The following is a 24261-nucleotide window of genomic DNA, read 5'->3' as shown; positions in this document are numbered from 1 at the left end:
CTCACAACTATAAGTGGCTTTTAGCTCTCAATTTTTGGCTCACCAAATAATCTATTAAGCTCTTTTAGCTTTTTTTCATCTTCATTTATAGTGTATGTGTTTGTGCTTTTTAACTCATTTAAAATTTCACTATTTTTAGCTTTTATGTCACTTTTATCATCTTTAACAAGAGAGTTTTTGATATCTTTTAAATTTTTTAAGTCACTAGAGATATCAAAATTTTGTTTTGGCTCTGTTTTTTCTAAATTCTTAGTTGCATCATCTTTTGGCTGAGAGATATTTATATTAGCATCATCTCCAAAAGTAGCTCTTAAAACCGCCATAATTGCTCTTGATGATTTTCTTAAAATTTCACGGTTTTTGCCTTTGGCGTGAGAGATTACAAAAAGAGTGTTGTTTTCAAATTTAACAAATTCTATTGCTTCTTTAAAACACTCCCCAAGATCGTAGTTTCTATCATACAAAGCTCTTATATATCTTTCATAATCTTCATTTGGGGCTGGTTTTTCAGGCTTTAAAGTTTGCTCAAAATCTCTTTGATCTGGTGAGTTTAAACTATTTTTAATTGATTGTGGCTTAGGCGAAATTTCATGAGTTTTTACACTGGCTTTTTGTATCTCTAAAATCTCAGCATCTATCTCTTTTAAATTAAGAGCTTCCATCATCATAAATAAAGTCATAGCCAAAGTAAAGCTATCATCGCTTCCAAGCATCGATTTAGCCTCGCTTAGTATCCTAAAAAACCTCTCATACATAAGAGTGCTAAATTTTGGATTTTTAGCTAAAAATTTATCTCTTAGATTTGTTATGAGTTGTTCAATTATCGTTTGTGCATCGTAAGCTTCAAGCTCTTTTAAGATATCAATCAAAGCGTCTCTATCTTGATTTACAACAATGCTTAAAATTTCATCTATCCTTGCTGGATCAAGAAGTCCTAGCATATCAGCTACTCTATCAGCTCTTACTTCTCCACCTGTGAAATTTATGGCTTGATCAAGCAGTGTTATACTATCTCTAAGAGAGCCTGAACCGCTTCTTGCTATTAAATTTAAAGCTTCATCTTCAAAATTTATACCTTCTAAATTTAGGATATTTTTAAGGTGAGATACCACTAAATTTGGAGATATTGCTTTAAATCTAAAGTGTTGCGTTCTTGATAAGATTGTCGCTGGAAGCTTTAAAGGATCAGTTGTAGCAAGTATAAATTTGACATGTTCTAAAGGCTCTTCTAGGGTCTTTAAAAAGGCATTTGCCGCCTCTTTTGTGAGCATATGAACCTCATCAATTATAAACACTTTAAATTTACCAAGAGCTGGTGCCGAGTGAGTTCGCTCGATTAACTCTCTTATGTCGTCAATCTTACGCCTGCTAGCAGCGTCCATCTCAATGATATCAAAGTGAGTTCCAGCATTTGCCATCTTACAGCTATCACAAACTTCGCAAGGTTTGCTACTTACGCCTTTTTCACAAAGCAAAGCCTTAGCTAAAATCCTAGCACTTGATGTTTTTCCACTTCCCCTTAACCCGCTAAAAAGATAAGCATGACCTATTCTTCCACTATCAAGAGCGTAGCTAAGACTTTTAGATACGCTTTCTTGACCGATTAGTTCGCTAAAATTTTTAGGGCGATATTTAAGGGCTAAAACTTCACTCATCTTTTAGCAAAACCTTTAATTTTACTTTTGATTTAACTAAGATAACTGGGTTATCTATGCCACTTGATTTTGCACCATAAAAGAGATTTTCAGCTGGAATTTCTTCTATTTTAACAATGCTAGAAACATCTTTATTTATACTTTTTGCTAATTTTTTAGCTTTTATAATGGCTAAATTTAGAGCATTTTCTAAGCTTTTTTGTTTATAGGCTGAAATTTCACTATTTTTATATCCAATATCTGCGTAACTTACACCCATATCTATAATGTTATTTAAAATTTCATCGCTATTTTTTGCTAAATTTATGGCTATAAATTTAGTTGCTCTATAACTTTTAGCAACTATTGTTCCATTACTGTCATAATTATCATCTGTGTATAAATTTGTACTAACAACTCTTGTGCTATCTTTTGAGATATTATTATCAGCTAAGTAGTTATATAGCTTAGATGACATCTCATCGTTTTTAGCTTTTGCATCACTTAAAGTATTAGCAGTTGAGGAAATTTGTAAATTTACTACCATACTATCAGGAGCAAGAGTTATCTCATCTTCTGCGTAAACAGTAACTTCAGTTCCAAGAAGAGAGCTAAAAAAGATAAAAAAAACTATAAATTTTTTCATATCTACTCATTCATTATAGATAAAAACTCTTCATTATTTTTTGTTTTAAGCATTTTAGAGTATAAAAATTTAAGTGCTTCAACCCCATCCATAGTTCCTATTGCTGAACGAAGTGCCCAAACTTTTTGTAAGATATCAGGAGATTGTAAAAGCTCTTCTTTTCTAGTGCTACTTCTTATGATATTTATAGCTGGGTAAATTCTTTTTTCACTAATATCGCGATCAAGTAAAATTTCACTATTTCCAGTACCTTTAAACTCTTCAAATATAACCTCATCCATTCTTGATCCAGTATCAATTAAAGCAGTTGCTACGATTGTCAAGCTTCCACCTTCTTCGATATTTCTTGCTGCACCAAAAAATCTTTTTGGTTTATGAAGAGCGTTTGCATCAACACCACCACTTAAAACCTTGCCACTACTTGGTGTTACTGTATTATAAGCTCTTGCAAGACGAGTTATACTATCAAGTAAAATCACAACATCTTTTTTCATCTCAACAGAACGTTTAGCCTTTTCTATAACAAGTTCTGCAACTCTTACATGATTAATCGCCGGCTCATCAAAAGTAGAACTAAAAACCTCACCTTTTACACAGCGCTGCATATCAGTAACCTCTTCTGGTCTCTCATCAACAAGTAACACCATAAGCTCAACTTCTGGATGATTTCTCGCAATTCCGTGAGCCAACTCCTTCATGAGTTCGGTTTTACCACTTTTTGGTGGAGCTACGATAAGTCCTCTTTGACCTTTTCCTATCGGAGTAAAAAGATCAAGAACCCTTCCTGTTAATTTCATAGGATCATACTCAAGTTTAAGCTGTTCAACTGGAAAAAGCGGTGTTAAGTTATCAAAAAGAGGTCTTGCTCTTGCTTCTTCTATGGTTTTATAGTTAATAGCTTCTATTTTTAAAAGTGCGTAGTACTTTTCTTGATCTTTTGGTTCTCTAACCTGGCCTGTGACTATATCGCCAACTCTTAAAGCAAATTTACGAATTTGAGAAAGGCTCACATAAGCATCATTTATAGAGTCGGTTATACTTGAGTCAAGCCCCCTTAAAAAGCCATATCCCTCGTTTGTTATCTCTAAAATTCCTGTAAAAAGTATAAATCCACCGTTTTTTGTTTGAGTCTTTAAAATCTCAAAAACTAGCTCTTGACGGCGAAAACTGCTTGGATTTTCTATACCCATTTCATCGGCTATAGCTACTAAATCATCAGTTTCTAATGCTCTTAATTCTTCAATCTTATGTCCATCTACAGGAATGTGAGTTCTGCTATGTTGTTTTTTATTTTCCATCTAACCTCTTTAAAATTTTGGAAATTTCTGAAATATTTCTGAAAGTTTATCTGACATTTTAATCAAATTTGGCTTATTTTTATCTTAAAGTGCCATAGATAAAGCTATAGCCATTGATATTGAGATTAAAAGGCGAGATTTAACTGAAATACTTATATTTAGCATAAATTTCATCTCATAATTTAACTCATTTTTACTAAATTTATCACAAAGATAGACTCTATAAAAGAGATCTGTTGCGTATAAAAGATATAAGCTTATAGTTAAAAAGTTAGTTAAATTTAGCCCAAAAACTATAAAATTTAGATAAATAAAACTAAACTCCGTGGCAAAAAATAGCACTTTACTTTTTTGCCATCTTTTTGTATAAGAGTTTAAAATTTCACCAAAATTATCACCTCTATTTAGATAAATTCCTAAAATTTCACACACTAAAAAACCAGCTATTAAAAGCAAATTTTATCCTTTTTCTTGCTATTTTAGCATAAATTTCATCTTGTTTTTAGTAGTGTTGTAGTAAAATTTACAAAAGTTAAATTTGAAAGTAAAATGTAATGGAAAAGTGCTCACACTGTAACTTAGAATTTGAAAATTTACAAAGCGATGCAAATGGCAATAAATTTTGTTGTAATGGCTGTAAGCAGGTATTTTATCTCTTAAATAGTGCTGGATTTAGTGAGTTTTATGATAGGCGTGGGGATATATCATTAACGCCTGTTGGAGAGACTAAGGCTTTAAAAGAAGCAAAAACAATATATGAAAACTATGTTCAAACTACAAAAGATGGTTTTAGTGAAATTCATATCATTATTGATGGCATTCACTGCACAGCTTGTGTGTGGCTAAATGAGAAGGTTTTGATTAATAAAGATGGAATTTTAGATGTAAACATTAACGCTTCAACTAATAAAGCAAGTATTATCTGGGATGATTCACAAATAAAACTACCTGAAATTTTCAATACCATTATGGCTATAGGATATAAAGCTATACCATATGATGCAAATCGTGCCAATGAACGCTATAACGCAAAAAGAAGAGAGTATTACTCAAGACTTTTAGTTGGTGTTTTTGTCACAATGAACATTATGTGGATAGCTGTTGCTTTATATGGCGGATATTTTAGTGGAATGTCAAGAGATATCAAAGATATACTTCATTTTACTGAGTTTTTATTAGCCACTCCTGTGCTTTTTTATACCGGTGCTAGTTTTTTTAAAGGCGCAAAAACTTCGCTTAAAACAAAAGTGCCAAATATGGATCTTTTAATCGTAGTTGGAACACTTACAACTTATCTTTACTCAGTGTATGCGATGCTTAGTAGAAGTGGTGAAGTTTACTTTGAATCTGTTGTTATGCTTATAACATTTGTATTTGCTGGAAGATACGCTGAGTTTATCAGTAAAAAAAGAGCTAATGACTCACTTGATAGGCTTTCAAATTTTATAATTAGTGATGTTAAAGTAAAAAACGGGGAAAATTTTGAAAGTATCAGTGCAAATTTAGTAAAAAAAGGTGATACTGTCTTAATAAATAGTGGCGATAAAATTTTAGTTGATGCAGTTGTAAAAAGCGGTCAAGCTAGTTTTGATTACTCAAGCTTAACTGGGGAGAGTATGCCTGTTTTTAAACAAGCAGGAGATGAAATAACAAGTGGTGCTGTGTGTATAAATGGCAGCATAGAGTGCGTTGCTAGTACAAATTTTAAAAGCTCATTTTTAAACAAAATCATAAATTTACTAGAAAATGCACCACTTAAAAAGCCAAAACTTGAGAATTTAACAACTAAAATTTCAGCTATTTTTTCAAGTGTTATCTTAGTTCTTGGCGCTATTAGTTTTACTTTGTGGTTTTTAATAACTGGAAATTTTGAACGCTCAATGGTTATAGCAGTTAGTGTTTTGATAGTTGCGTGTCCTTGTGCTTTAGGACTTGCAACGCCTGTGGCAACTCTTGTTGGGCTTGGAGTGGGGCTTAAAAAAGGCATTGTTTTTAAAGAAGCTAGGTTTTTAGAAGAGATAAACAGTTGCAAAAATGTTGTATTTGATAAAACTGGAACCTTAACAAAAGGAAATTTAAAGGTTAAAAAAAGTGAAATTTCGCCAAAATGCGATCTAAATTTATTAGTAAATTTACTTAAAAAATCCAACCATCCTGTAAGTGTAGCTGTTTTAAAAAGCTTAAATTTTAAAGCAAATGATATCAGTTTTGATGAATTTAATGAAATTTTAGGAAAAGGTGTGAGTGCTAAATTTCAAGGTAAAAACATAAAAGCTGGAAGTGCTAAATTTGTTGGTAAGCCTAATAATCAAAGCGAAACGACTAGCTATCATTTTAGCTTTGATGGTGAAATTTTAGCAAGTTTTTATCTAGAAGATGAGATAAAAGATGAAGCAAATAGTGTAATAAAAGAGCTTAAAAAGCTAGGATTTAATATCTATCTTTTAAGTGGTGATAGTGAAAATGTTGTAAAAAAAGTGGCTATAAATTTAGGTATAAAAAACTTTAGATCAAATTTTAGCCCGCTACAAAAGGCTGAATTTATAGAAGATTTAAAAGGGGTGATAATGGTAGGAGATGGGATAAATGATGCAAGTGCCTTATCACTTGCAAATGTTGGTATAGCGATGGGAAGTGGCGCAAATATAAGCATCGAAAAAAGCGATGTTGTGCTTTTAAAGGATGATTTACAAAGCCTAAAAGAGAGTATTTTAATATCTAAAAAATCAATGAGAGTGGTTAAAGAAAATCTTTTAATATCGTTTTTTTATAATGCTATTACAATTCCAATAGCCATGGCTGGGCTAATGCTACCGATGATAGCGGCTATTTCTATGAGTTTAAGTTCAATAATTGTAGTCCTAAATAGCCTAAAAATAAGGAGGAAATTTAAATGAGTGGAATTTTGGCTTTGATGATTTTAGTATCTCTTACGGTTGGGGTGCTACTTTTAGTAGCACTTCTTTGGGGGATAAAAAGCGGTCAGTTTGAAGACTACTCTAAATTTTTAGATGGAACTAAATTTGACAGCGAAGAAGCACTAAATGATGCTATCAAAATGGAAGAGAAACGAAAACAAGCTAAAAGCAAAAAGAGTGATAGATATGAGTTGCCAGACTAATTTACATATAAAAACTAGCCGTGTTGCTAAAATTTTAAATAATTAATACAACATACAGATGATAATTATTAAATTTACACAAGCTTAAGATTAGAAATTTACAAAACAGTTTAATTTTTAAAATTTAAGATAGTAATAAAATAAATATATAAAAAATTTAATTTTAAAGTGGCTCACAAAGAGCCACTGCTATAAGAGTTATTTTAAAGTCATTATATAAGCAACAACATTTTGCATATCTTCTTCAGATAGACTAGCCATTTGACCTTTCATAACTGCACCCATTTTAAATAGATTAAGCTCACCAGCCTTATATTTTTTCATATTCTCAACCATTCCATTTGGATCAAGAGTTGTAAGTACTGGAATCTTATTTAGATATGATTTCTCAGCTTTTGCACCATGACAGGCAACACATTTTTTAAATACAACTGCACCTTTTTCTACATCTCCTGAAAAATCAGCTGATGCAACTTCAGCTGTTGCGTTTGCTTCTGTAGCATTATCCTCAGCAAAACCAAGTGTTACACAAGCTGCAAGTGCTAATGATACTAATAAACTTTTTTTCATTTTTAAATCCTTTCATATTTAAGTAAGCACTCCTATAAAGAGTAAAACTTACAATCAAGTAAAATTATATGCTTACATTTTAAATTTTATATAAATACTTTATCTACTAAAAGTAGCTATTTTTCCTTAAAAGCCCCCACACTTAGTATCTTGTCAAGTCTTTTATCCAAAAGCTCCTCGGTACTAAGTTTTTCTAATTTATCTAGCTCAGCTAAAAAATACTCACCAACCCTTTTTATAGCACCTTCTTTATCTCTGTGAGCTCCCATTTTAGGCTCTTCAATCACATCATCAATCAACTTATGTTCTTTTAACTCATTTGCTGTTATTTTAAGTGCTTTTGTAGCAAGTTCGCTTTTTGCTGGGTCGTTCCACAAAATTGCAGCACAACCTTCAGGCGATATTACAGAAAAGATAGAATTTTGCATCATTGCTAACTTATCACCAACGCCAATAGCCAAAGCTCCACCGCTTCCACCTTCACCAATAACTACAGATACTATAGGCGTTTTTATCTTTGAAAGCTCATATAAATTTCTAGCTATTGCTTCACTTTGACCACGCTCTTCAGCTTCTATGCCAGGATAAGCACCTGGAGTATCTATTAAAAACAGAATAGGAAGTTCAAATTTTTCAGCTAATTTTGCAACCCTTAAAGCTTTTCTATACCCCTCTGGGTTTGGCATACCAAAATTTCTTTTTATCTTGTTTTTAGTTCCTCGACCCTTTTCTTGACCAATAACAACGACTTTTTTATCAGCCATATAACCTATATAGCACACTATTGCTTGATCGTCGCTAAAAGCTCTATCACCATGAATTTCGTAAGAATCCCTTAAAAGAGTTTTAATATAATCAAGCGAGTAAGGTCTATCTGGATGTCTAGCAAGCTGAAGTCTTTGGTACTCTGAAAGGTTTTTATATGTTCTAGCAACCTCTTTTTCTAGGTTTTTTTCCAAAGTCTCAACAGCATCATCATCACCTTTTATCTTAGCACTTGTGATCTCTTCATCTATCTGTTTAATTCCCTTTTCAAAATCCAAATAACTTGCCATTTTTTAATCCACCTTTTTAAATATAACAGAACCGTTTGTCCCGCCAAATCCAAATGAGTTACTCATCACCACATTCAAGTCTGCTTTTCTGGCGATATTTGGTACATAGTCTAAGTCGCATTCCTCATCAGACTCTATTTGATTTATAGTTGGTGGTATAATACCACGATCCATTGCCATAAGTGATATTACAGCTTCGCTTGCTCCTGCAGCACCTAAGCAGTGACCAATCTGACCTTTTGTTGAACTAACAGCAGGGACATCTTTACCAAAGACCTCTTTTAAAGCAGCTGTTTCATTCCTGTCATTTACAGGAGTAGATGTTCCATGAGCGTTTATATAATCAATCTTTGGATTTCCTGCCATCTTAAGTGCGTTTTTCATCGCTCTAATAGGACCATCTTGAGTTGGTGAAGTTATATGATAAGCATCACCACTCTCTCCAAATCCTACAAGTTCAGCATATATCTTAGCTCCTCTTGCTTTTGCACTTTCATACTCTTCTAAAACAAGTGCAGCAGCACCTTCGCCCATAACGAAGCCATTCCTACCCTTATCAAAAGGGCGTGAAGCTGTTGATGGGTCATCATTTCTATCAGAAAGAGCCTTCATAGCAGCAAAACCACCTATACCAATTTCACAAATCGCACTCTCAGCTCCAACAACTAGCATCTTGCTAGCTTCTGATATCATTATCGTCTTAGCTGCTTCACAAATTGCATGAGTAGAAGCCGCACAAGCTGTAACGCTTGATAAATTTGGGCCTTTTAAAGAGTGATAGATAGAGACTATACCACCTAGCATATTAACTAATGATGACGGTATAAAAAAAGGAGAGATTCTTCTAGGTCCTTTTGTGTAACAAGTTATGGAGTTCTTTTCAATATTTGGAAGTCCACCGATACCTGAAGCTGAACTCACACCAAAATCATCAGGATCAAATTCCTTAAAATTTGCGTCTTTCATCGCCTCATCAGCAGCCTTTAACCCTAGCTGGATAAATCTATCCATCTTTTTTATCTCTTTAGCATCTTCGATAACTTCTGCTGGGTCAAAACCAACTATCTCAGCAGCTATCTTAACAGAGAGTTCACTAGCGTCAAAAGACTCTATGTTTTTAACACCTGTTTTACCCGCACAAATGGCCTCAAAAGAGCTATCTTTACAAAGCCCAAGGGCGTTTATCATACCTAAACCTGTTACCACAACTCTTTTCAAAATTTCTCCTTAGTTGGGCTTATTTTTCTAAATTCTCAATATATGTTACAACATCATTTATACTGATAAGTTTTTCTGCATCGCTATCTGGAATTTCAACATCAAATTCCTCTTCTAAAGCCATAATAAGCTCAACGACATCAAGTGAATCAGCTCCTAAATCCTCAATAATCTTCGAGTCTAGCTTAACTGCATCTGGACTAACACTTAACTGCTCAACAACTACATCTCTAACTTTTTCAAATACTGCCATTTCAGCACTCCTTAAATAAATTGTGTAATATTTTACAATATTTATGCTTTTGTTTAAGTTAAAACAAAGCAAAATTATATCATAAATTTAGAAATTTTACCAAAAAGCAAATTTACATATATAATCCGCCATTTACTTTTAAAACTTCTCCTGTGATATATCCAGCACCATCACTTAGTAAAAAAGCAACTGCATTTGCGATATCACTTGGCTCACCTAGTTTTTTAAGTGGAATAGCGTTTATATAGCTCTCTTTAACTTCATCGCTTAAAACTTCTGTCATATCAGTAGCGATAAATCCAGGCGTTACGCAGTTAAATCTAACACCTCTACTAGCACCTTCTTTTGCAAAGCTTTTGCTCATCGCTATCATTCCACCTTTACTAGCTGAGTAATTAACTTGTCCAGCATTTCCCATTTCGCCAACAATTGAAGCGATATTTACAACTGAGCCAAAGCGTTTTTTACTCATTACTTTTAAAGCTTCCCTACTTCCTATAAAAGCAGAAGTTAAATTTGCATTTATAACATTTGTAAAATCATCAAGTTTCATACGAATTGCTAATTTATCATTTGTAATTCCTGCGTTATTTACCAAGTAACTTAACTCACCATCACAATCAATTATGGTTTTTATAGCATTTATAAAATCTTCTTCATTTGTTGCATCAAATTTCACAACCGCACCGCTACCGCCGTTAGACTTAATCTCTTCACAAAGTGCATCCGCAATTTCTGGTTTTGATCTATAATTTATCCAAACTTTTAATCCTTTACTAGCTAAAACTTTACAAATTTCAGCACCAATTCCACGGCTACCGCCTGTAACTAAAACATTTTTACCACTAAATTTCATATCTTTTTCCTTAAATTAAAATTTATTTTAATATTTTATTACAAAAGTGTAAATTTATTTTTTTAAGTTATTATTAATTTTGATATTGCTTCGTCATTTAAATATGGCGATATAATCCTTACTTTCTCTCCTAAATGTGGCAATTTTACATATAAATCTCCACTTCCTAATAAATTCTCAGCCCCAGTTTCATCCAATATGACTTTTGATTGTCCAGAAGTTGTTGTTTTAAGCCCTATGCGTGATGGTATGTTTGCCCTTAAGGTTTGTGAGAATATATCTGAATTTGGCGTTTGTGTAGCTAGGATTAAGAATATATCCGAACTTCTTGATTTTTGTGCTAAAATCTCAAATTTCTTTTGGACATCTTTAAAATTTGCAAACAAATCTGCCATCTCATCAACAACTACAACAAGTCTTTTAAAAGGAGTTTTTAGCTTTTTATTATTATTAACACCTTCTTTTTTCATAAGTGTATTTCTATTTTCCATTTCTAAAATAATCTCACTTAAAATCTCATCTACACTACTCATATCTGTTATGATTTTTTGATTTGAAATTTCACTTAAATTATATAGTTTTTCATATTTTATAAACTCTGTTCCTTTTGGATCAATAAATATAAATTCTGTATTTTTATTTAACATATTAATAGAATTTATTACAACATCCATTAAGCTTGTTTTTCCACTTCCTGTTGTTCCACCTATAAAAAGATGAGGAGCTTTTGATAAATCAAAATAAAATGGCTCATTATTTAAATTTCTACCCAAATAGGCAGGCATATAAAAATCAAAATTATATTTGTATATATCGTTAGTAAAATCCTTTTCGTCAAATTTATCCCACTCCTGTTTTGGTAAATGAATATAATATTCTAAACTTTTTCCAGTTATACTTTGCATAGAAGCTTCTCCGTATAACCCAAATAAATCTTTCATGTATTGAATTTTTTTGTTTAATATTTGATAATCTTTTTCACTATTAAGTTTTAAATGGTAAATGGTATGTCTTATTGAATTTATAACATCGAGCAGTTTATACTCTATATTATTGTTTAAAAGGTAGTTTTCTAAAAGGTCTTTTTTGCTTTCTGTTTTTAAGAATTTACTATTTGAAAGCCCAAAATCATCTACCAACCATTGATAAAAGTTATCAGACGCTTTGTAAGTATTGTGTATTTCAAAAAGTCCTCTATGAATATATTTAGTTAATGCATTTACAAACATACTCTCATCAGTAAAATCAATGTGTTCACTTTTGTGTCTATATGAAAACATTACCCTTAAAAGCATATCATAATCCTTTATATCTTTACCAATGCCGGTTACTTGAATAAGATTATACTCTCCCCCTTTTTCAAAAACAGTATCTTTTAAAACTTTATCTGCCCAGATTGGATCATTTAGTGGCTTGTAATCTAATCTAAAAGACTTTGATATAGCAAGTCTAAGAACTATATATTTAGGAATTTCCCCCTTGCTAAATTTAAGCCCTTTAATAATCGTATTTATAAAATTTTCTTCCAGCCCTGTTGTAAAAACTCTACTCGCCATATTCTTCTCCTAAAATCTCACCAATATTTTTTATGCCAAATTGAGCATGTCTCCTAGTGTTGTCATTATCTATTCTAAAGCTTTGTGCTATTTTTTCTTTAGAAATTTTATACTCATTTAAACCAAATTCCTTAGTTGAGTGAGGAAGTATAATAACTTGATTTGAAGCTTTTAAGTAGTAGTTTGTAATAATATTTTTAGTATTTATATTATCCATTCTACTCAATGGAGTATCAATAACTAAAGGCAAAACTCTACCACTTAATTCAGATAATGCCCAAAATATACTAATAGCAGTAACTTGTTTTTGTCCTGCGCTCTGATTTTTAATAGCTATGTTATTGCCATTTCTATCTTTTAAACTTAATTCAAAATCAATAGTTATATCAATACTTTCAACATTATCATCATCTATTAATTTTTTATAATTTCTTAAAACTCTATCTTTTAAGTCCATAAGAAGCTTTGAAATAGATCTATTTTTATATTCCTCTAGTCCTTTTATAATATTTTCTGATATTTGAACCTGTTTTTCAAGACGTAAATTTTTGGCTACTGAATTTTCTAAATTTTTGATTTCAATTTGAGTTATTTCTAAATCTTCTTTATATTTTATCTCTAAATTTTTAAATTTATCATACTCCATATCGGCCTCTCTATACTTTGCATTAAGAACAGCTATATCATCATCAAGTTTTTGAATTTCTGCCTTAATATCACTATCTGTTAATATATCTTGAAGATTAAAATCTACTTCTTCTAAAGTTAAAAGACCATTTTTTATATTAACTATTAAATCTGATAAATTTAATGCATCCTGTTTACCATAATCTATAATTTTTAAAATTTGAGAATCTAAAAGCCCATTAAATGGACCAAAATCCAAATTCTCACCGGCTATTTCATTTATTATTTTTAAAATTTCATCTCTTAATTCATATTTGTTGATATTTTTATATTTTAAAGATAGTTTATCTGCTAAATTCTCACTTAATGGGTTTTTAATTAAATTAAGGTTATTCATATCTGTAATATTTTGACTGCTTAAGATTTCTCCAAAGAAAAGCTTTAAATCTGTAAAAAACTCATCTAACCCTAGAAATAAAACCTCTGGCAAAATTTTAATTAAATTTTCTTTCGACTTTTCTATATTGTCAAGTGTATTTTCTTTTTCATTTAAAAGATTAGCTTCTTCTTTCCCACTAGTTTTTATATGACTATCTCTAATAGCATTTTTTTGCAAAATTTCAGAATCTAATTCATTTAGCTTTAGTTTTGCTTGTGATAATCTCAAATCATTTATTTCTTGGTTTTTTAATAGAATTTCTAAATCATTTTTTAAAGCGTGGAATTTATTTTTTCTTCCTCGTTGCTAATGCTTCTATCAAAATACTCATTTCTTACTTTTTTTGCTTCTCTGATTAGATGATTTATAGGCGTTATGTTTAATATATTTTGAATTTTTTCTTTTAAGCTAGAACTAATTTTTTCAGCCATTTTCTCTATTTCTTCACCATCAAACATAAAAAACTCAACAAACATTGATGGTAAAATCTGGTCTATTCTCTCCTGTGCTTCATCATCATAAAATTCTAAATTATCTACTTTATAAACTAAATTTTCTTTTAATGGCTCAACTTGCCAGCTTCTTCTGATAAGTATACTTTTTTCATTTTGAGTAAGATTAATTTCTACAAAATAATCTTTCAAATTTTCATCAACGGCATTTTTATTTAAAATTCCAAGCCAATTTTTATTATCACCTAAAACAAGTTGCCTTGAGGTTATAGTTCCAGTGAAATTTTTAATACTATCAGGAACTATTTTACTATCATCATTTAAGCCAGTTCCTAAAAATAAAATTTTTAGAGCTCTAATAAAACTAGTTTTTCCATAGCCATTATTTCCATAAATAAGATATAAATTTTTATTATTGTATTTATCGAAATTTATACTCTGTTTTTCTTTATATGCAAAAAGATTAGAAATTGTAATTTTATTGTAAAAAACCATCTTCATCCCCTATCTTCATAGTTGCGTTATCAATATTTTTTTTAATAACATCAAAAAGTTCTTTTTTTGTAACAAGACCGCGATTTGATATGTATATTCCTTCTTTTACAATAGATTTTATTATATCCTTGTTTTCATTTTCCAACTCATCCAAAATATCTTCATTAATGATTTTAACATCTTGTATATCTTCATACTCTTGCATACGCCCATACTCCTTTGCTAATTTTATACATGAATTTAATGAGTCAAAGTCTTTATTCCACTCATCTGCTATCAAACTAAGTTGTTCGTCACTTATTAAATTTATTCCGCCTTTATCTTTAAATTCTTTTTCACACTCTAAAAGCTTTTTTAGTATAAGCTTTCTTGCAAAGCTTGTAAATGGTCCTGGTCTAAATTCTCCATGTCTATTAAAATCACTTCTAAATTTAGGATTTTCTCTTGCTTTTTTTATAAAATTCCTAAATTCGTTCAAGGGCTTTAAATTTTCTTTGCCACTTGATATAAAACCTTGCATGGACTTATCCTCATTTACTAATGTGCAAACCCAACACCCAAAACGACTCCCCCCACAACTACTTTGATTCTTATCGATTATAAATTGACACTCATCTCCACTTGCTTTTGTGTATAAATCAAACAAGATATTATGTGGTATCTTCCATGAAGGAGGGTTAAAGGTAGTCAAGTAACTCCAAACATCATCTAATGTCCAGTCAACTATTGGATTATAAATTAGTGTATTTTGATAGTAATCGTGTTTACTAAACCCATCTTCACTTAGAATTCTTTTTTCTATACTTTGCTTTCTATTTTGACTTTCACTTTTTCTAACACCCAACATTAAAATAGCACTGCCATGTTTTTTAACTATTTCATCAACAACCTTTTTTGTAGGATTTATTTTAAGTCTTTCAGTACACCATCTAAAAGTTATTGTAGGGCTTGGATACCCTTTGCCTATTAAATTTACCCAAAACTGATCTTTTTGAGCTGGCTCAACTATTTTTACTTCAAATAAAATATCTCTTCTTTTTGCATCGTCATTAATAGCTTTTACTAACATTTTTATGTATTTATCTACAACAGGTGCTTCAACTAGAGTATTAGAAATTATCGCATAAGTTGGGTTTAACTTTTCTTTTGGCATACTAATCATAATCTCATAAAGTAGCTGAAGAACACATGTGCTATCCTTTCCACCACTAAATGCAACTATCCAAGCCTTTTTGTTAGAGATATATTTTTCATAGATATTATTTTTTGTAGCTATGAGTTTATTCAAAAACGACGTTTTTGACTCAATAATTTCTAAACCATACTCTTTTGCTTCTAATAAATTTGCATTTAAATAATAAATATTATTATCTGGCAAATATTTTTCAATATTTATGGCCATTTTTTTAGCATTTGTTGATGTAAAACAACATAGCACGTATTCTTTGTTTGGATTATTTTTTATAAATTCTACTATTGAATTTGCTTGACTTAAATTTATAGAATTTGCAATATGGCTAGTAAAATATGACTGTTTAGGTCTTATGTCTATTAAAGAAAATTTACCTAATTTTAACTCATCTATCTCTATTGGTCTACTCATTTTCTCTACTCTTTTATTTGGTTTTAGATTAATCTAAATTTAAGTTAAAACAACGCTTCATCCATTTGTTTAGGAATTTCTAAATTCATTATTTTTAGTAGAGTTGGTGCAACATTGCTAAGTCCGCCATCTTTTATCTTAGTTACGCCATCAGACATAACAAAGCAAAAAACATCAAAAGTTGAGTGATTTGTTAAAATATCGCCATTTGGTGCTTTCATAGCTTCGCAATTTCCATGATCTGAGATTTGCATATAGGAGTAGTTTTTATCTTTTGCGACCTTTAAAATCCGCCCCAAACACTCATCAACTGCTTCAACAGCCTTAATGCTAGCTTCAAAATTTCCAGTATGACCGACCATATCGCCATTTGCAAAATTTACAACGATAAAATCATGCCCAAATTCCATGCCTTTTATAACCGCATCACAAACCTCATAAGCACTCATTTCAGGCTTTTCATCGTAAGTTTTAACTTTTGGGCTAGGAATTAGCACTCTTGTTTCATTTAAATAAGGCTCTTCTTTTCCGCCATTTAAGAAAAATGTCACATGTGCGTATTTTTCAGTCTCAGCTGTGTGAAGCTGTGTAAGACCTGCTTTTGAGATAACCTCAGCTAAAGTGTCCTTAATATCGTCATTTTCAAACATCACAGGAAAATCAAATTTATCATCATATTTTGTCATTGTGATTAATTTTTCACAAATTTCATCCCTTTGAAATTCGCTAAAATTTAGAGTGCCTAAAGCATCACAAATTTCTCTAGCTCTATCATTTCTAAAATTTATAAAAACTACGCCGTCCTGGGCTTTTATACCATCAAATTTTAAAAAACTAGCCGGTTTTATAAACTCATCTGTAACGCCATCATCGTAAGAATTTTCAATATACTTACTTGGAGTTAAATTTAATAAATTCTCATTTTTTGCCATAGCGTCATAAGCAGTTTTAACTCTATCCCACCTTTTATCTCTATCCATCGCGTAAAATCTTCCAGATATCGTGGCTAAATTTATGCTATTTTTAGTGGCAAAATTTTCAAATTCTTTAACGAACTCAAGACCACTTGTAGGGCTTACATCTCGCCCATCAGTTATTAAATGAGCAAAGACCTCTTTTCCAAAATCAAGCGAAATTTTACAAATTTCATCAAAGTGAGTTTTATGTGAGTGGACACCACCATCGCTATAAAGCCCTATGACATGAACCCTTTTTACGCTATTTAAAAGATTAACTAAAGCACTATTTTTAGCAAGTTCTCCATTTTGAACTGCTTTATCAATCTTAACTAAACTTTGATATAAAACCCGCCCAGAACCTATCGTCATATGTCCTACTTCTGAATTTCCCATTTGCCCTTTAGGTAGACCAACAGCTAAACCTGAAGTTTTAAGAAGTGAATTTGGAGTATTTTTAAAAAGCCACTCATAAGTTGGTTTTTTGGCCACTGCAAAGGCGTTAAACTCGTTATTTGGATTGTATCCGATACCATCTGTTATTACTAAAACTATCTTTTTTTTCACAAATTTACCCTTTGAAATATAAATATAAGCAACATTATAGTAGAATTTCCCTTTTTATTTGTTAAAGGTTAAATTTAATGTTTTATTTGTTTTATGAGATTTTTAGTGTTAATATTTTTAGCTATATCACAGCTAGAAGTGGTGGAGCGTTTTTTATAGGCTTTGTTTTATCTGTATATTTGATGCCAAAATTTATAACTTGGGCAAAACTTAAAAACGCAAGTCAGCCGATATACGAACTAGCCCCTAAAAGCCATCTAGCCAAAATTCACACTCCAACTATGGGTGGTATTGTCTTTACTGCTAGCACTGTCATATCCACACTTTTGTTTGCAAAGCTTACAAACCCTTATGTAATTGGAGCTTTGATAACCTTGATAGGCTTTTGTTTGATTGGATACATTGATGATTATTCTAAAGTTGCTGGTAAAAAAAATCACTCTGGTCTTAGTCCAAAAGCAAAACTAAGACTTCAGGTAGTGCTATCTTTTGTCATATCAATATATCTTTTAACTCTTACAAATTTAGATACAAAACTCTATATACCTTTTTATAAATACCCGCTTTTTGATATGAAATTTTTTATTCTGTTTTTCTGGGCGATAGTTATCATAGCTAGTTCAAATGCTGTGAATTTAACAGACGGGCTTGATGGGCTGGCTACCATACCATCAGTATTTGCTTTTGTAACGCTTGGAATTTTTATATATTTAAGCGGACATGCGGTATTTAGCGAATATCTATTCTTACCAAAAGTTAGTGGTGCTGGAGAAGTTGTTGTTATATGTGCGGCATTAATAGGTGCGCTTTTAGGGTTTTTATGGTATAACTGTCATCCAGCAGAGGTTTTTATGGGAGATAGCGGAAGCTTAACTCTTGGGGCTTTTATGGGGTATTGTGGTGTGATAAGTAAAAATGAATTTTTACTTATATTAATAGGCTTTATTTTCGTAGCAGAAACTTTAAGCGTGATACTTCAAGTAGGAAGCTTTAAGGTCTTTAAAAAGCGTGTTTTTTTAATGGCACCACTTCATCATCACTTTGAGTTAAAAGGCTGGGTAGAAAATAAAATCATCATACGCTTTTGGATGATAGCTCTCATTGCAAATGTGATAGCTTTAGCATCACTAAAACTAAGATAGGAGTTAAAATGGCAAAATCTTTATTTGGATATGGTGTAACTACAAAAGCTTTGGCAAGTAGTGGCGAGTGGGAAATTTTTGATGATAAATTTAGTGAAATTTCAAAAGATGAATTTGGAAATTTATTAAAGCCAGTTAGTGAATTTGATCCTTTAAAAAGCAACTTAGAAATTCCAAGTCCTGGATTTCCTAAAGATCATACTTTGGTTAAAAAAGCTAGAAATTTAATAAGTGAGTATGACTATTTTAAAGATACTTCGCCAGTTAAAATTTGGATAAGCGGAACAAACGGCAAGACTACAACCACACAAATGACAGAGCTTTTACTTCGTAAATTTGGTGGCGCTATGGGTGGAAATGTAGGAACGCCTTTGGCAAAGCTAGATAAAACGGCAAAATTTTGGATACTTGAGACAAGCTCTTTTACTATCCACTACACTAAATTTAGCGCTCCTAAAATTTATGCCTTACTTCCTATAACTCCTGATCATCTAAGTTGGCATGGAAGCATGGATGAGTATGTTAAAACAAAGCTTAAACCACTTAGCATGATGGATCAAAGTAGCGTAGCAATAATACCTAAAATTTATGCTAATACTCCAACAAAAGCTAAAATTTTCGGTTATGAAAATGATAGCGATTTAGCTGAAATTTGTGACGTAGATATAAAAGATGTGAAATTTAAAGTGCCGTTTTTAGAAGATGCTTTAATGGCTCTATGCGTTTCTAAATTTGCTACTGGAGTGGCAAATTTTGAGCTTTTAAATAGCTTTGAAATAGATAAAAACCGTGTTGAAGAATTTCATGATAAATTCAGTAGACTTTGGGTAAATGATACAAAAGCTACAAATTTAGATGCTTGTTTAAAAGCCGTCGATAGATATAAAGATAAAAAAATTTATCTAATACTTGGCGGTGATGATAAAGGCGTGGATTTAACGCCACTATTTGAAAACTTTAAAAATCTTAATCTTGAAATTTATGCTATTGGCTCTAGTGTTGATAAGATTATGACTTTAAGCAATAAATTTGGCTATAAAGCTTATAAAAGTGATATTTTAGAAAATGCAGTTAATGAAATTTCAAAGAGCTTAAAACTGGGGGAAGTTGCTCTTTTGAGTCCTGCGTGTGCGAGTTTAGATCAGTTTAGCTCATATGCACAAAGGGGTGATAAATTTAAGGAGTGTGTGCTTAAAATTTAATTATAAAGATGAAAAAATAAATTTTAATCAAACTTTAAGTAAAAAAGCTATATAATTTCATTTCGCTTTTACGGTGGTTGGATAGCTCAGTCGGTAGAGCAGCAGACTGAAAATCTGCGTGTCGGCAGTTCGATTCTGCCTCTAACCACCATTTAAATTTTACCCTTTTACAGAATTTGTTACATTTAACCCATCTAAATCATAAGCCCTACCAAATCCTTTAACAAAACGACCATTTTTAAGTTTAAATTCTATAATATGAAAATCTTTAAGATCTTTTATCATCTTTAGTGCTACTTCATCTTTGAATTTTTCTTCAAATTTAGAAAAAATCTCATCTCTAAGTTCATCTTTTAAACCAACTTCCACACTAAAACTCGCCCTAAATCTAGCAAAAATGCTTTTAACCATGCTCTCATCTTCAATAAACATCACACTTACTAGTTCTTTGTTTTTATTTATAGCCTGATAGTGCCTTGCAATGCTTGATATGATCACAAATATACTATCTTTAAGCCTAATAAATGGAGCATATGAAGACAAGCAAAAATCATCAAAACTTGATATTATCACACTTTTTTGTGAGTCTATGAATTCTATTAGCTCATTTTGTAAATTTTTAGATTCTTTTAACATAATCTCTCCTATAAAAATATAAAATTATATATAAAAAGTCTTAAAATAAATTTTTAACTAAATTTATTATATAATAGTAAAAATTTTAACCATAAAGGATTTAAAATGGAAATTTTTAAAACGACAGCTTTAATGGTTGGCTTAATGCTTCTTTTTGTCTTTGTTGGCGGCGTTTTAGGTGGCAAGACTGGAATGATAATAGCTTTTTTACTAGCCTGTGGTATAAACTTTTTTAGTTATTTTTTTAGTGATAAAATCGTCCTTAAGCACTACGGAGCAAAGCCAGTAGGAAGCGATACTAGAATTTATCAAGTAGTAGAAAAACTAGCAAATAAAGCTGGTCTTCCTATGCCAAAAGTGTGCATAATAAATGAAAATGTTCCAAACGCTTTTGCAACAGGTAGAAACCCAAACAATGCCGTTGTTGCTGCAACTACTGGACTTTTAGACATCTTAAATGATGAAGAGATTGAAGGCGTTTTGGCTCACGAACTTAGCCATGTAAAACACTATGACATCCTTACAGGCTCTATTGCTTCAGCATTTGCAGGAGCGATATCAATACTTGGAAATTTCGCTCAATTTGGTGCAGTTTCAAATAATAACCAAAACAGAAATCCTATACTAATAATAGCCCTAGCAATAATAATGCCAATAGTTGCAACGATTATACAAATGAGCATTTCAAGAAGCCGCGAATACGGAGCTGATAAAGGAGCAGCAATGATAACAAAAAACCCACTAGCTCTAGCTTCAGCACTTACCAAACTAGAAAACTACGCAAGGAGTGGCAGAGTGCTTTCTGGCGCACAGCCTGAAACTTCACATATGTTTATTGTAAATCCTTTTAGTGGCGTAAAGTCAAATTTAGCTAATCTTTTTAGAACTCACCCAAAAACTGAAGACAGAATAGCAGCACTTAAACAAATTGATATTGAACTTAGATAGAAAAGAGCCTAAATTTAAGACAAATTTAGTAAAAAAGTAACAAATTTACTGAATTTTACTGAATTTGTCTAATTTTAATACAGCATTTAGCTTATATCTAATAATATACATAAATTTATTTCAAAGAGGTCTTATGCAAAATATAAGTTTTAAAAGCTTCATAATCGTAAGCTTAACACTTTTTTCAATGTTTTTTGGCGCAGGAAACTTTATATTCCCACCATCTCTTGGATTTCAAGCTGGTGTTAATACCAGCGTTGCTATTATTGCCTTTTGCCTTACGGCTGTGCTTTTTCCTATACTTGGTATAGCAGCTGTTGCTAAATCAAATGGTCTTCAAAACCTAGCAAGCAGGGTTTCATACAAATTTGCTCTTGTTTTTATAATTGCCATGCTTTTGATAATTGGTCCACTTTTTGCTATGCCAAGAGCTGCAAATATGCCTTATGAGCTTGCCATTAAGCCTTTTCTTGGAGAATTTACTAGTTTTTTACCACTTTTTATATACTCAGTAGTGTATTTTATCATAAACTGGGCACTATCTATAAACTCAACAAAAATGGTTGATATGCTAGGTAAGTTTTTAACGCCTTTGCTTTTGCTTCTTATTGTGGTTTTGGTTTTGGCTGCCATAATAAATCCTATGCATACAGGTGAGTTTGCAGCTGCAAGTGGTGAATGGGCAAATCACGCAGTGTCAAAAGGTGTAGTTGAAGGATATCAAACAATGGATGCGTTAGCTGCTCTTAACTTTGGGCTGGTTGTGCTTATTACATTTAGAAAACTAGGCGTAAATGATGAAAAAAGTATCGTAAAGTATACTATTTTATCAGGATTTGTAGCTGGGTTTATCCTAATGACAATATATATCGCACTATCTTATGTGGGTGCAAGTATAGGTGCTTCTGGACTTATATCAGAGGTAAATCCAAATGGAGCTACAATTCTTTCAGCAGCTACAAATGCTCTTTTTGGTAGGTTTGGCATTGTTATACTAGGAGTAAGTGTATTTTTAGCCTGCCTTACAACAACAGTTGGACTAACTTGTGCAATAAGTGAGTATTTTGTATCTATAACAAAAATTCCATATAAAACATGGATTATTATAGTATCTGTTTTTGCTTCTATAGTAGCAAATTTAGGTCTTAGTGCGATTATTAGCTACGCTGTACCATTTCTTTTCATAATCTACCCAATAGCACTTTGCTTGATAGTTTTATCACTACTTGATGATATTGTAAATGGTGATAGATTTACATATGTTTTAACTGTTGGAGTGGTTTTTGTAATAAGTCTTGTAAGAACTTTTGATACTCAGTTTGATATTAATTTTCCTATAGTTACTGAGCTTTTCAAAACATACTTACCATTTTATGATGGCGGGTTTGAGTGGGTTATACCAGCTGTAGTTTGTGCAGTTATTGGCTCAATAAGAGCTTCGACTAAGAGATAAATTTTAGGTATAGTTTTACCAAAATTTGTTTTATGTTTTTAAACAATGAATACAGACTATATATTAAAAAAAGTATAACTACGAGCACTATCGTATATACAATAAAATTTAAAGAGTCTGTATTTATATAATCTTCATCAACTAGAAGCACCATTAAATTTGCCATTATGGCAATCACTAAATAAAAATTTATCTTATTTGTCTTTAATAATTCTTGATCTTTTTTAATATTTATTTTTAATATAAAATTATAAAGACAAACTAGAATATTGAAAGTTAGACAACCATTTGTTAAGACAAACAATAGGATCTTTATAGACGAAATATTACTAATATTTGCAAATAAATCTTTATTGATTGAAAAAGCACCGGTAAAAGTAACAACTATGGCTGCAAATATACCAAGGATTGTTACATAATCTTTCGTAGACTCTTGTGCTTTATAAAACGCATCTTCTGCCTTTTTAAGAGCATTGTTAGCTGAGTTATTAACCTCATCTTTAGCTTTATTTATGTTTTTATCTATTTTACGACTAGTATCTTTTAACTCTTCTTTTATTTCTTCCCTGATAGCTTTCATATAGTTAATTCTGGCTATATCCAAATTAATATGATCATATAGCTTTGCCAGCTTTGGTATGAAATTTATATAATAATCACAATACTCTTTATAATATTCTCTATTATTGTAGAGGATTGCAGGTGTTTGGCTACACAACTTCCAACTAATATCATGAACATTACACCTTTTTTTGCAAACTCAAATAAAACGCATATAGTTTCACTTAACTGATCTACGCTGAGCTCTTTCTTGCTATCATCATTTATTCTTGATAAAATTTTAAAAATTTCAGAATATTGATGTCTAAAACCAGAATGATATATTTTTTCAAGCTTTTTTATATTTCCTTTTATCTTATAAAACATCTTTTTATCATCAATCTGCTTTAAGCTAGAAAGAGAGCATAAAACTTCATCTATAATTTTATGTTTATCTTGCAAATCTTTAAAATCCATTCTCTTTTATGTCTTTTTGCTGTATTATTTTTCCCGATCCAGCACCTTGAGAAAACACCTTATCCCAAGCCTTATTTTTTTTATGAACTTCATTTACCAAATTCCAAGGATATTTTATTCTTTGTTTCTCTACAATTTCGTCAATTACATATTTTTGATTTAAATATAAATCATTAAAATCTTCATCAGCATTATCATTACTTATAATTTTTAAAGAACCACCAGCACAATATTTATAATAAATAGATGGTATTACTGGACCAAATTTCCAAGCTTCAAAATCATCTTCAAAAAGCGGTTCATCATATTTAGTTAAAAATTCATACTGTATATAATAGAGTATTTTTTGAAGCTGCAAATTACTAATAGGGTGACCATCATTAGTACATTTAGCTAAAATATATTTAGCCACATACAATGCTTTCATTCTATACCCCCTTTACACATAATTTTTATTGTGATTTTCATTCTAATACAATTAAGTATAAAAGTCAATAAAAATTAAAAATTTTTATTG

24 protein-coding genes and 1 tRNA gene are annotated in these 24261 nt (G+C 31.2%); 7 read left to right on the top strand and 18 right to left on the bottom strand.

The features are described 5' to 3' along the window. Positions 1 to 20: 20 nt before the first annotated feature. The 4 genes from CCORG_RS01250 to CCORG_RS01235 form a co-directional block, all read right to left on the bottom strand. The gene (locus tag CCORG_RS01250; protein ID WP_025802658.1) at positions 21 to 1655 is read right to left on the bottom strand and encodes a DNA polymerase III subunit gamma/tau; all 1635 of its coding nucleotides are present in this window, start codon (positions 1653 to 1655) and stop codon (positions 21 to 23) included. Beyond that, the gene (locus tag CCORG_RS01245) at positions 1648 to 2280 is read right to left on the bottom strand and encodes an SIMPL domain-containing protein (protein ID WP_025802656.1); all 633 of its coding nucleotides are present in this window, start codon (positions 2278 to 2280) and stop codon (positions 1648 to 1650) included. Before CCORG_RS01245 ends, CCORG_RS01250 begins: the two co-directional genes overlap by 8 nt. Before the next feature lie 2 nt (positions 2281 to 2282). Further along, on the bottom strand, positions 2283 to 3578 hold the full coding sequence (gene rho, locus CCORG_RS01240) for a transcription termination factor Rho (protein ID WP_025802654.1): 1296 nt from the start codon (positions 3576 to 3578) through the stop codon (positions 2283 to 2285). Positions 3579 to 3662: 84 nt separating this feature from the next. Further along, positions 3663 to 4034, bottom strand: a complete 372-nt coding sequence (locus tag CCORG_RS01235) for a hypothetical protein (RefSeq protein WP_025802653.1) — start codon at positions 4032 to 4034, stop codon at positions 3663 to 3665. A 98-nt stretch (positions 4035 to 4132) separates the two neighbouring features. Here CCORG_RS01235 and CCORG_RS01230 point away from each other — a divergent pair, with 98 nt between their 5' ends. Both CCORG_RS01230 and ccoS read left to right on the top strand, forming a co-directional pair. Continuing rightward, a complete protein-coding gene (locus tag CCORG_RS01230; protein WP_025802652.1) occupies positions 4133 to 6475 on the top strand; it encodes a heavy metal translocating P-type ATPase in 2343 nt (780 codons plus the stop codon). After that, complete coding sequence (gene ccoS, locus CCORG_RS01225; RefSeq protein WP_025802651.1) at positions 6472 to 6699, top strand: cbb3-type cytochrome oxidase assembly protein CcoS; 228 nt, start codon at positions 6472 to 6474, stop codon at positions 6697 to 6699. The genes CCORG_RS01230 and ccoS overlap by 4 nt, the downstream gene beginning before the upstream one ends. A 198-nt stretch (positions 6700 to 6897) precedes the next feature. On the opposite strand, the gene CCORG_RS01220 is transcribed toward ccoS, so the two are convergent. From CCORG_RS01220 to gpmI, 10 genes are all read right to left on the bottom strand, one after another. Beyond that, on the bottom strand, positions 6898 to 7269 hold the full coding sequence (locus CCORG_RS01220) for a c-type cytochrome (RefSeq protein ID WP_025802650.1): 372 nt from the start codon (positions 7267 to 7269) through the stop codon (positions 6898 to 6900). Positions 7270 to 7385: 116 nt separating this feature from the next. Then, on the bottom strand, positions 7386 to 8324 hold the full coding sequence (accA, locus tag CCORG_RS01215; RefSeq protein ID WP_025802649.1) for an acetyl-CoA carboxylase carboxyl transferase subunit alpha: 939 nt from the start codon (positions 8322 to 8324) through the stop codon (positions 7386 to 7388). A 3-nt stretch (positions 8325 to 8327) separates the two neighbouring features. Beyond that, positions 8328 to 9542, bottom strand: coding sequence for a beta-ketoacyl-ACP synthase II (locus CCORG_RS01210; RefSeq protein ID WP_025802648.1), 1215 nt, complete (start codon positions 9540 to 9542; stop codon positions 8328 to 8330). A gap of 19 nt (positions 9543 to 9561) precedes the next feature. After that, on the bottom strand, positions 9562 to 9795 hold the full coding sequence (acpP, locus tag CCORG_RS01205; RefSeq protein WP_025802646.1) for an acyl carrier protein: 234 nt from the start codon (positions 9793 to 9795) through the stop codon (positions 9562 to 9564). A gap of 112 nt (positions 9796 to 9907) precedes the next feature. Beyond that, a complete protein-coding gene (fabG, locus tag CCORG_RS01200; RefSeq protein ID WP_025802645.1) occupies positions 9908 to 10651 on the bottom strand; it encodes a 3-oxoacyl-ACP reductase FabG in 744 nt (247 codons plus the stop codon). 62 nt (positions 10652 to 10713) lie between these two features. Continuing rightward, positions 10714 to 12207, bottom strand: coding sequence for an FtsK/SpoIIIE domain-containing protein (locus tag CCORG_RS01195; protein WP_025802642.1), 1494 nt, complete (start codon positions 12205 to 12207; stop codon positions 10714 to 10716). Beyond that, on the bottom strand, positions 12197 to 13501 hold the full coding sequence (locus tag CCORG_RS01190; RefSeq protein WP_025802640.1) for a hypothetical protein: 1305 nt from the start codon (positions 13499 to 13501) through the stop codon (positions 12197 to 12199). Before CCORG_RS01190 ends, CCORG_RS01195 begins: the two co-directional genes overlap by 11 nt. Positions 13502 to 13545: 44 nt before the next feature. Beyond that, positions 13546 to 14220: an AAA family ATPase gene (locus tag CCORG_RS01185; RefSeq protein ID WP_025802638.1), complete on the bottom strand. Its 675-nt coding sequence runs from the start codon at positions 14218 to 14220 to the stop codon at positions 13546 to 13548. Continuing rightward, the gene (gene dndC / locus CCORG_RS01180) at positions 14204 to 15823 is read right to left on the bottom strand and encodes a DNA phosphorothioation system sulfurtransferase DndC (protein WP_025802636.1); all 1620 of its coding nucleotides are present in this window, start codon (positions 15821 to 15823) and stop codon (positions 14204 to 14206) included. Before dndC ends, CCORG_RS01185 begins: the two co-directional genes overlap by 17 nt. 44 nt (positions 15824 to 15867) lie before the next feature. After that, positions 15868 to 17346, bottom strand: a complete 1479-nt coding sequence (gene gpmI, locus CCORG_RS01175) for a 2,3-bisphosphoglycerate-independent phosphoglycerate mutase (protein WP_025802634.1) — start codon at positions 17344 to 17346, stop codon at positions 15868 to 15870. Positions 17347 to 17423: 77 nt separating this feature from the next. Here gpmI and mraY point away from each other — a divergent pair, with 77 nt between their 5' ends. From mraY to CCORG_RS01160, 3 genes are all read left to right on the top strand, one after another. Beyond that, a complete protein-coding gene (gene mraY / locus CCORG_RS01170) occupies positions 17424 to 18488 on the top strand; it encodes a phospho-N-acetylmuramoyl-pentapeptide-transferase (RefSeq protein WP_025802632.1) in 1065 nt (354 codons plus the stop codon). 8 nt (positions 18489 to 18496) lie between these two features. Then, positions 18497 to 19690, top strand: a complete 1194-nt coding sequence (gene murD, locus CCORG_RS01165) for a UDP-N-acetylmuramoyl-L-alanine--D-glutamate ligase (RefSeq protein WP_025802630.1) — start codon at positions 18497 to 18499, stop codon at positions 19688 to 19690. A 75-nt stretch (positions 19691 to 19765) separates the two neighbouring features. Next, positions 19766 to 19841 (top strand) — tRNA-Phe (locus CCORG_RS01160). Between the two features lie 8 nt (positions 19842 to 19849). On the opposite strand, the gene CCORG_RS01155 is transcribed toward CCORG_RS01160, so the two are convergent. Continuing rightward, the gene (locus CCORG_RS01155) at positions 19850 to 20326 is read right to left on the bottom strand and encodes a pyridoxamine 5'-phosphate oxidase family protein (protein ID WP_034971388.1); all 477 of its coding nucleotides are present in this window, start codon (positions 20324 to 20326) and stop codon (positions 19850 to 19852) included. Between the two features lie 105 nt (positions 20327 to 20431). Here CCORG_RS01155 and htpX point away from each other — a divergent pair, with 105 nt between their 5' ends. Next, positions 20432 to 21274 (top strand): zinc metalloprotease HtpX, encoded by an 843-nt coding sequence (gene htpX / locus CCORG_RS01150; protein ID WP_025802628.1) that lies wholly within the window; start codon positions 20432 to 20434, stop codon positions 21272 to 21274. A 133-nt stretch (positions 21275 to 21407) separates the two neighbouring features. After that, positions 21408 to 22727, top strand: a complete 1320-nt coding sequence (brnQ, locus tag CCORG_RS01145; RefSeq protein WP_025802626.1) for a branched-chain amino acid transport system II carrier protein — start codon at positions 21408 to 21410, stop codon at positions 22725 to 22727. Here brnQ and CCORG_RS01140 read toward each other — a convergent pair. From CCORG_RS01140 to CCORG_RS01130, 3 genes are all read right to left on the bottom strand, one after another. Further along, positions 22717 to 23307, bottom strand: coding sequence for a hypothetical protein (locus tag CCORG_RS01140; protein ID WP_025802624.1), 591 nt, complete (start codon positions 23305 to 23307; stop codon positions 22717 to 22719). The two genes, brnQ and CCORG_RS01140, sit on opposite strands and share 11 nt — an antisense overlap. A gap of 65 nt (positions 23308 to 23372) precedes the next feature. Next, positions 23373 to 23729 carry a hypothetical protein gene (locus CCORG_RS01135; protein WP_152534253.1) on the bottom strand — a complete coding sequence of 119 codons (357 nt, stop codon included), beginning with the start codon at positions 23727 to 23729 and terminating at the stop codon, positions 23373 to 23375. 4 nt (positions 23730 to 23733) lie between these two features. Beyond that, on the bottom strand, positions 23734 to 24171 hold the full coding sequence (locus tag CCORG_RS01130) for a Panacea domain-containing protein (RefSeq protein ID WP_025802618.1): 438 nt from the start codon (positions 24169 to 24171) through the stop codon (positions 23734 to 23736). Positions 24172 to 24261 lie beyond the last annotated feature (90 nt).

The organism is Campylobacter corcagiensis (assembly GCF_013201645.1).
GTDB classification, from domain to species: Bacteria; Campylobacterota; Campylobacteria; order Campylobacterales; family Campylobacteraceae; genus Campylobacter_B; species Campylobacter_B corcagiensis.
The sequence above is the reverse complement of the archived record's forward strand: the minus strand, read 5'-3'. Positions and strand labels throughout refer to the sequence as shown.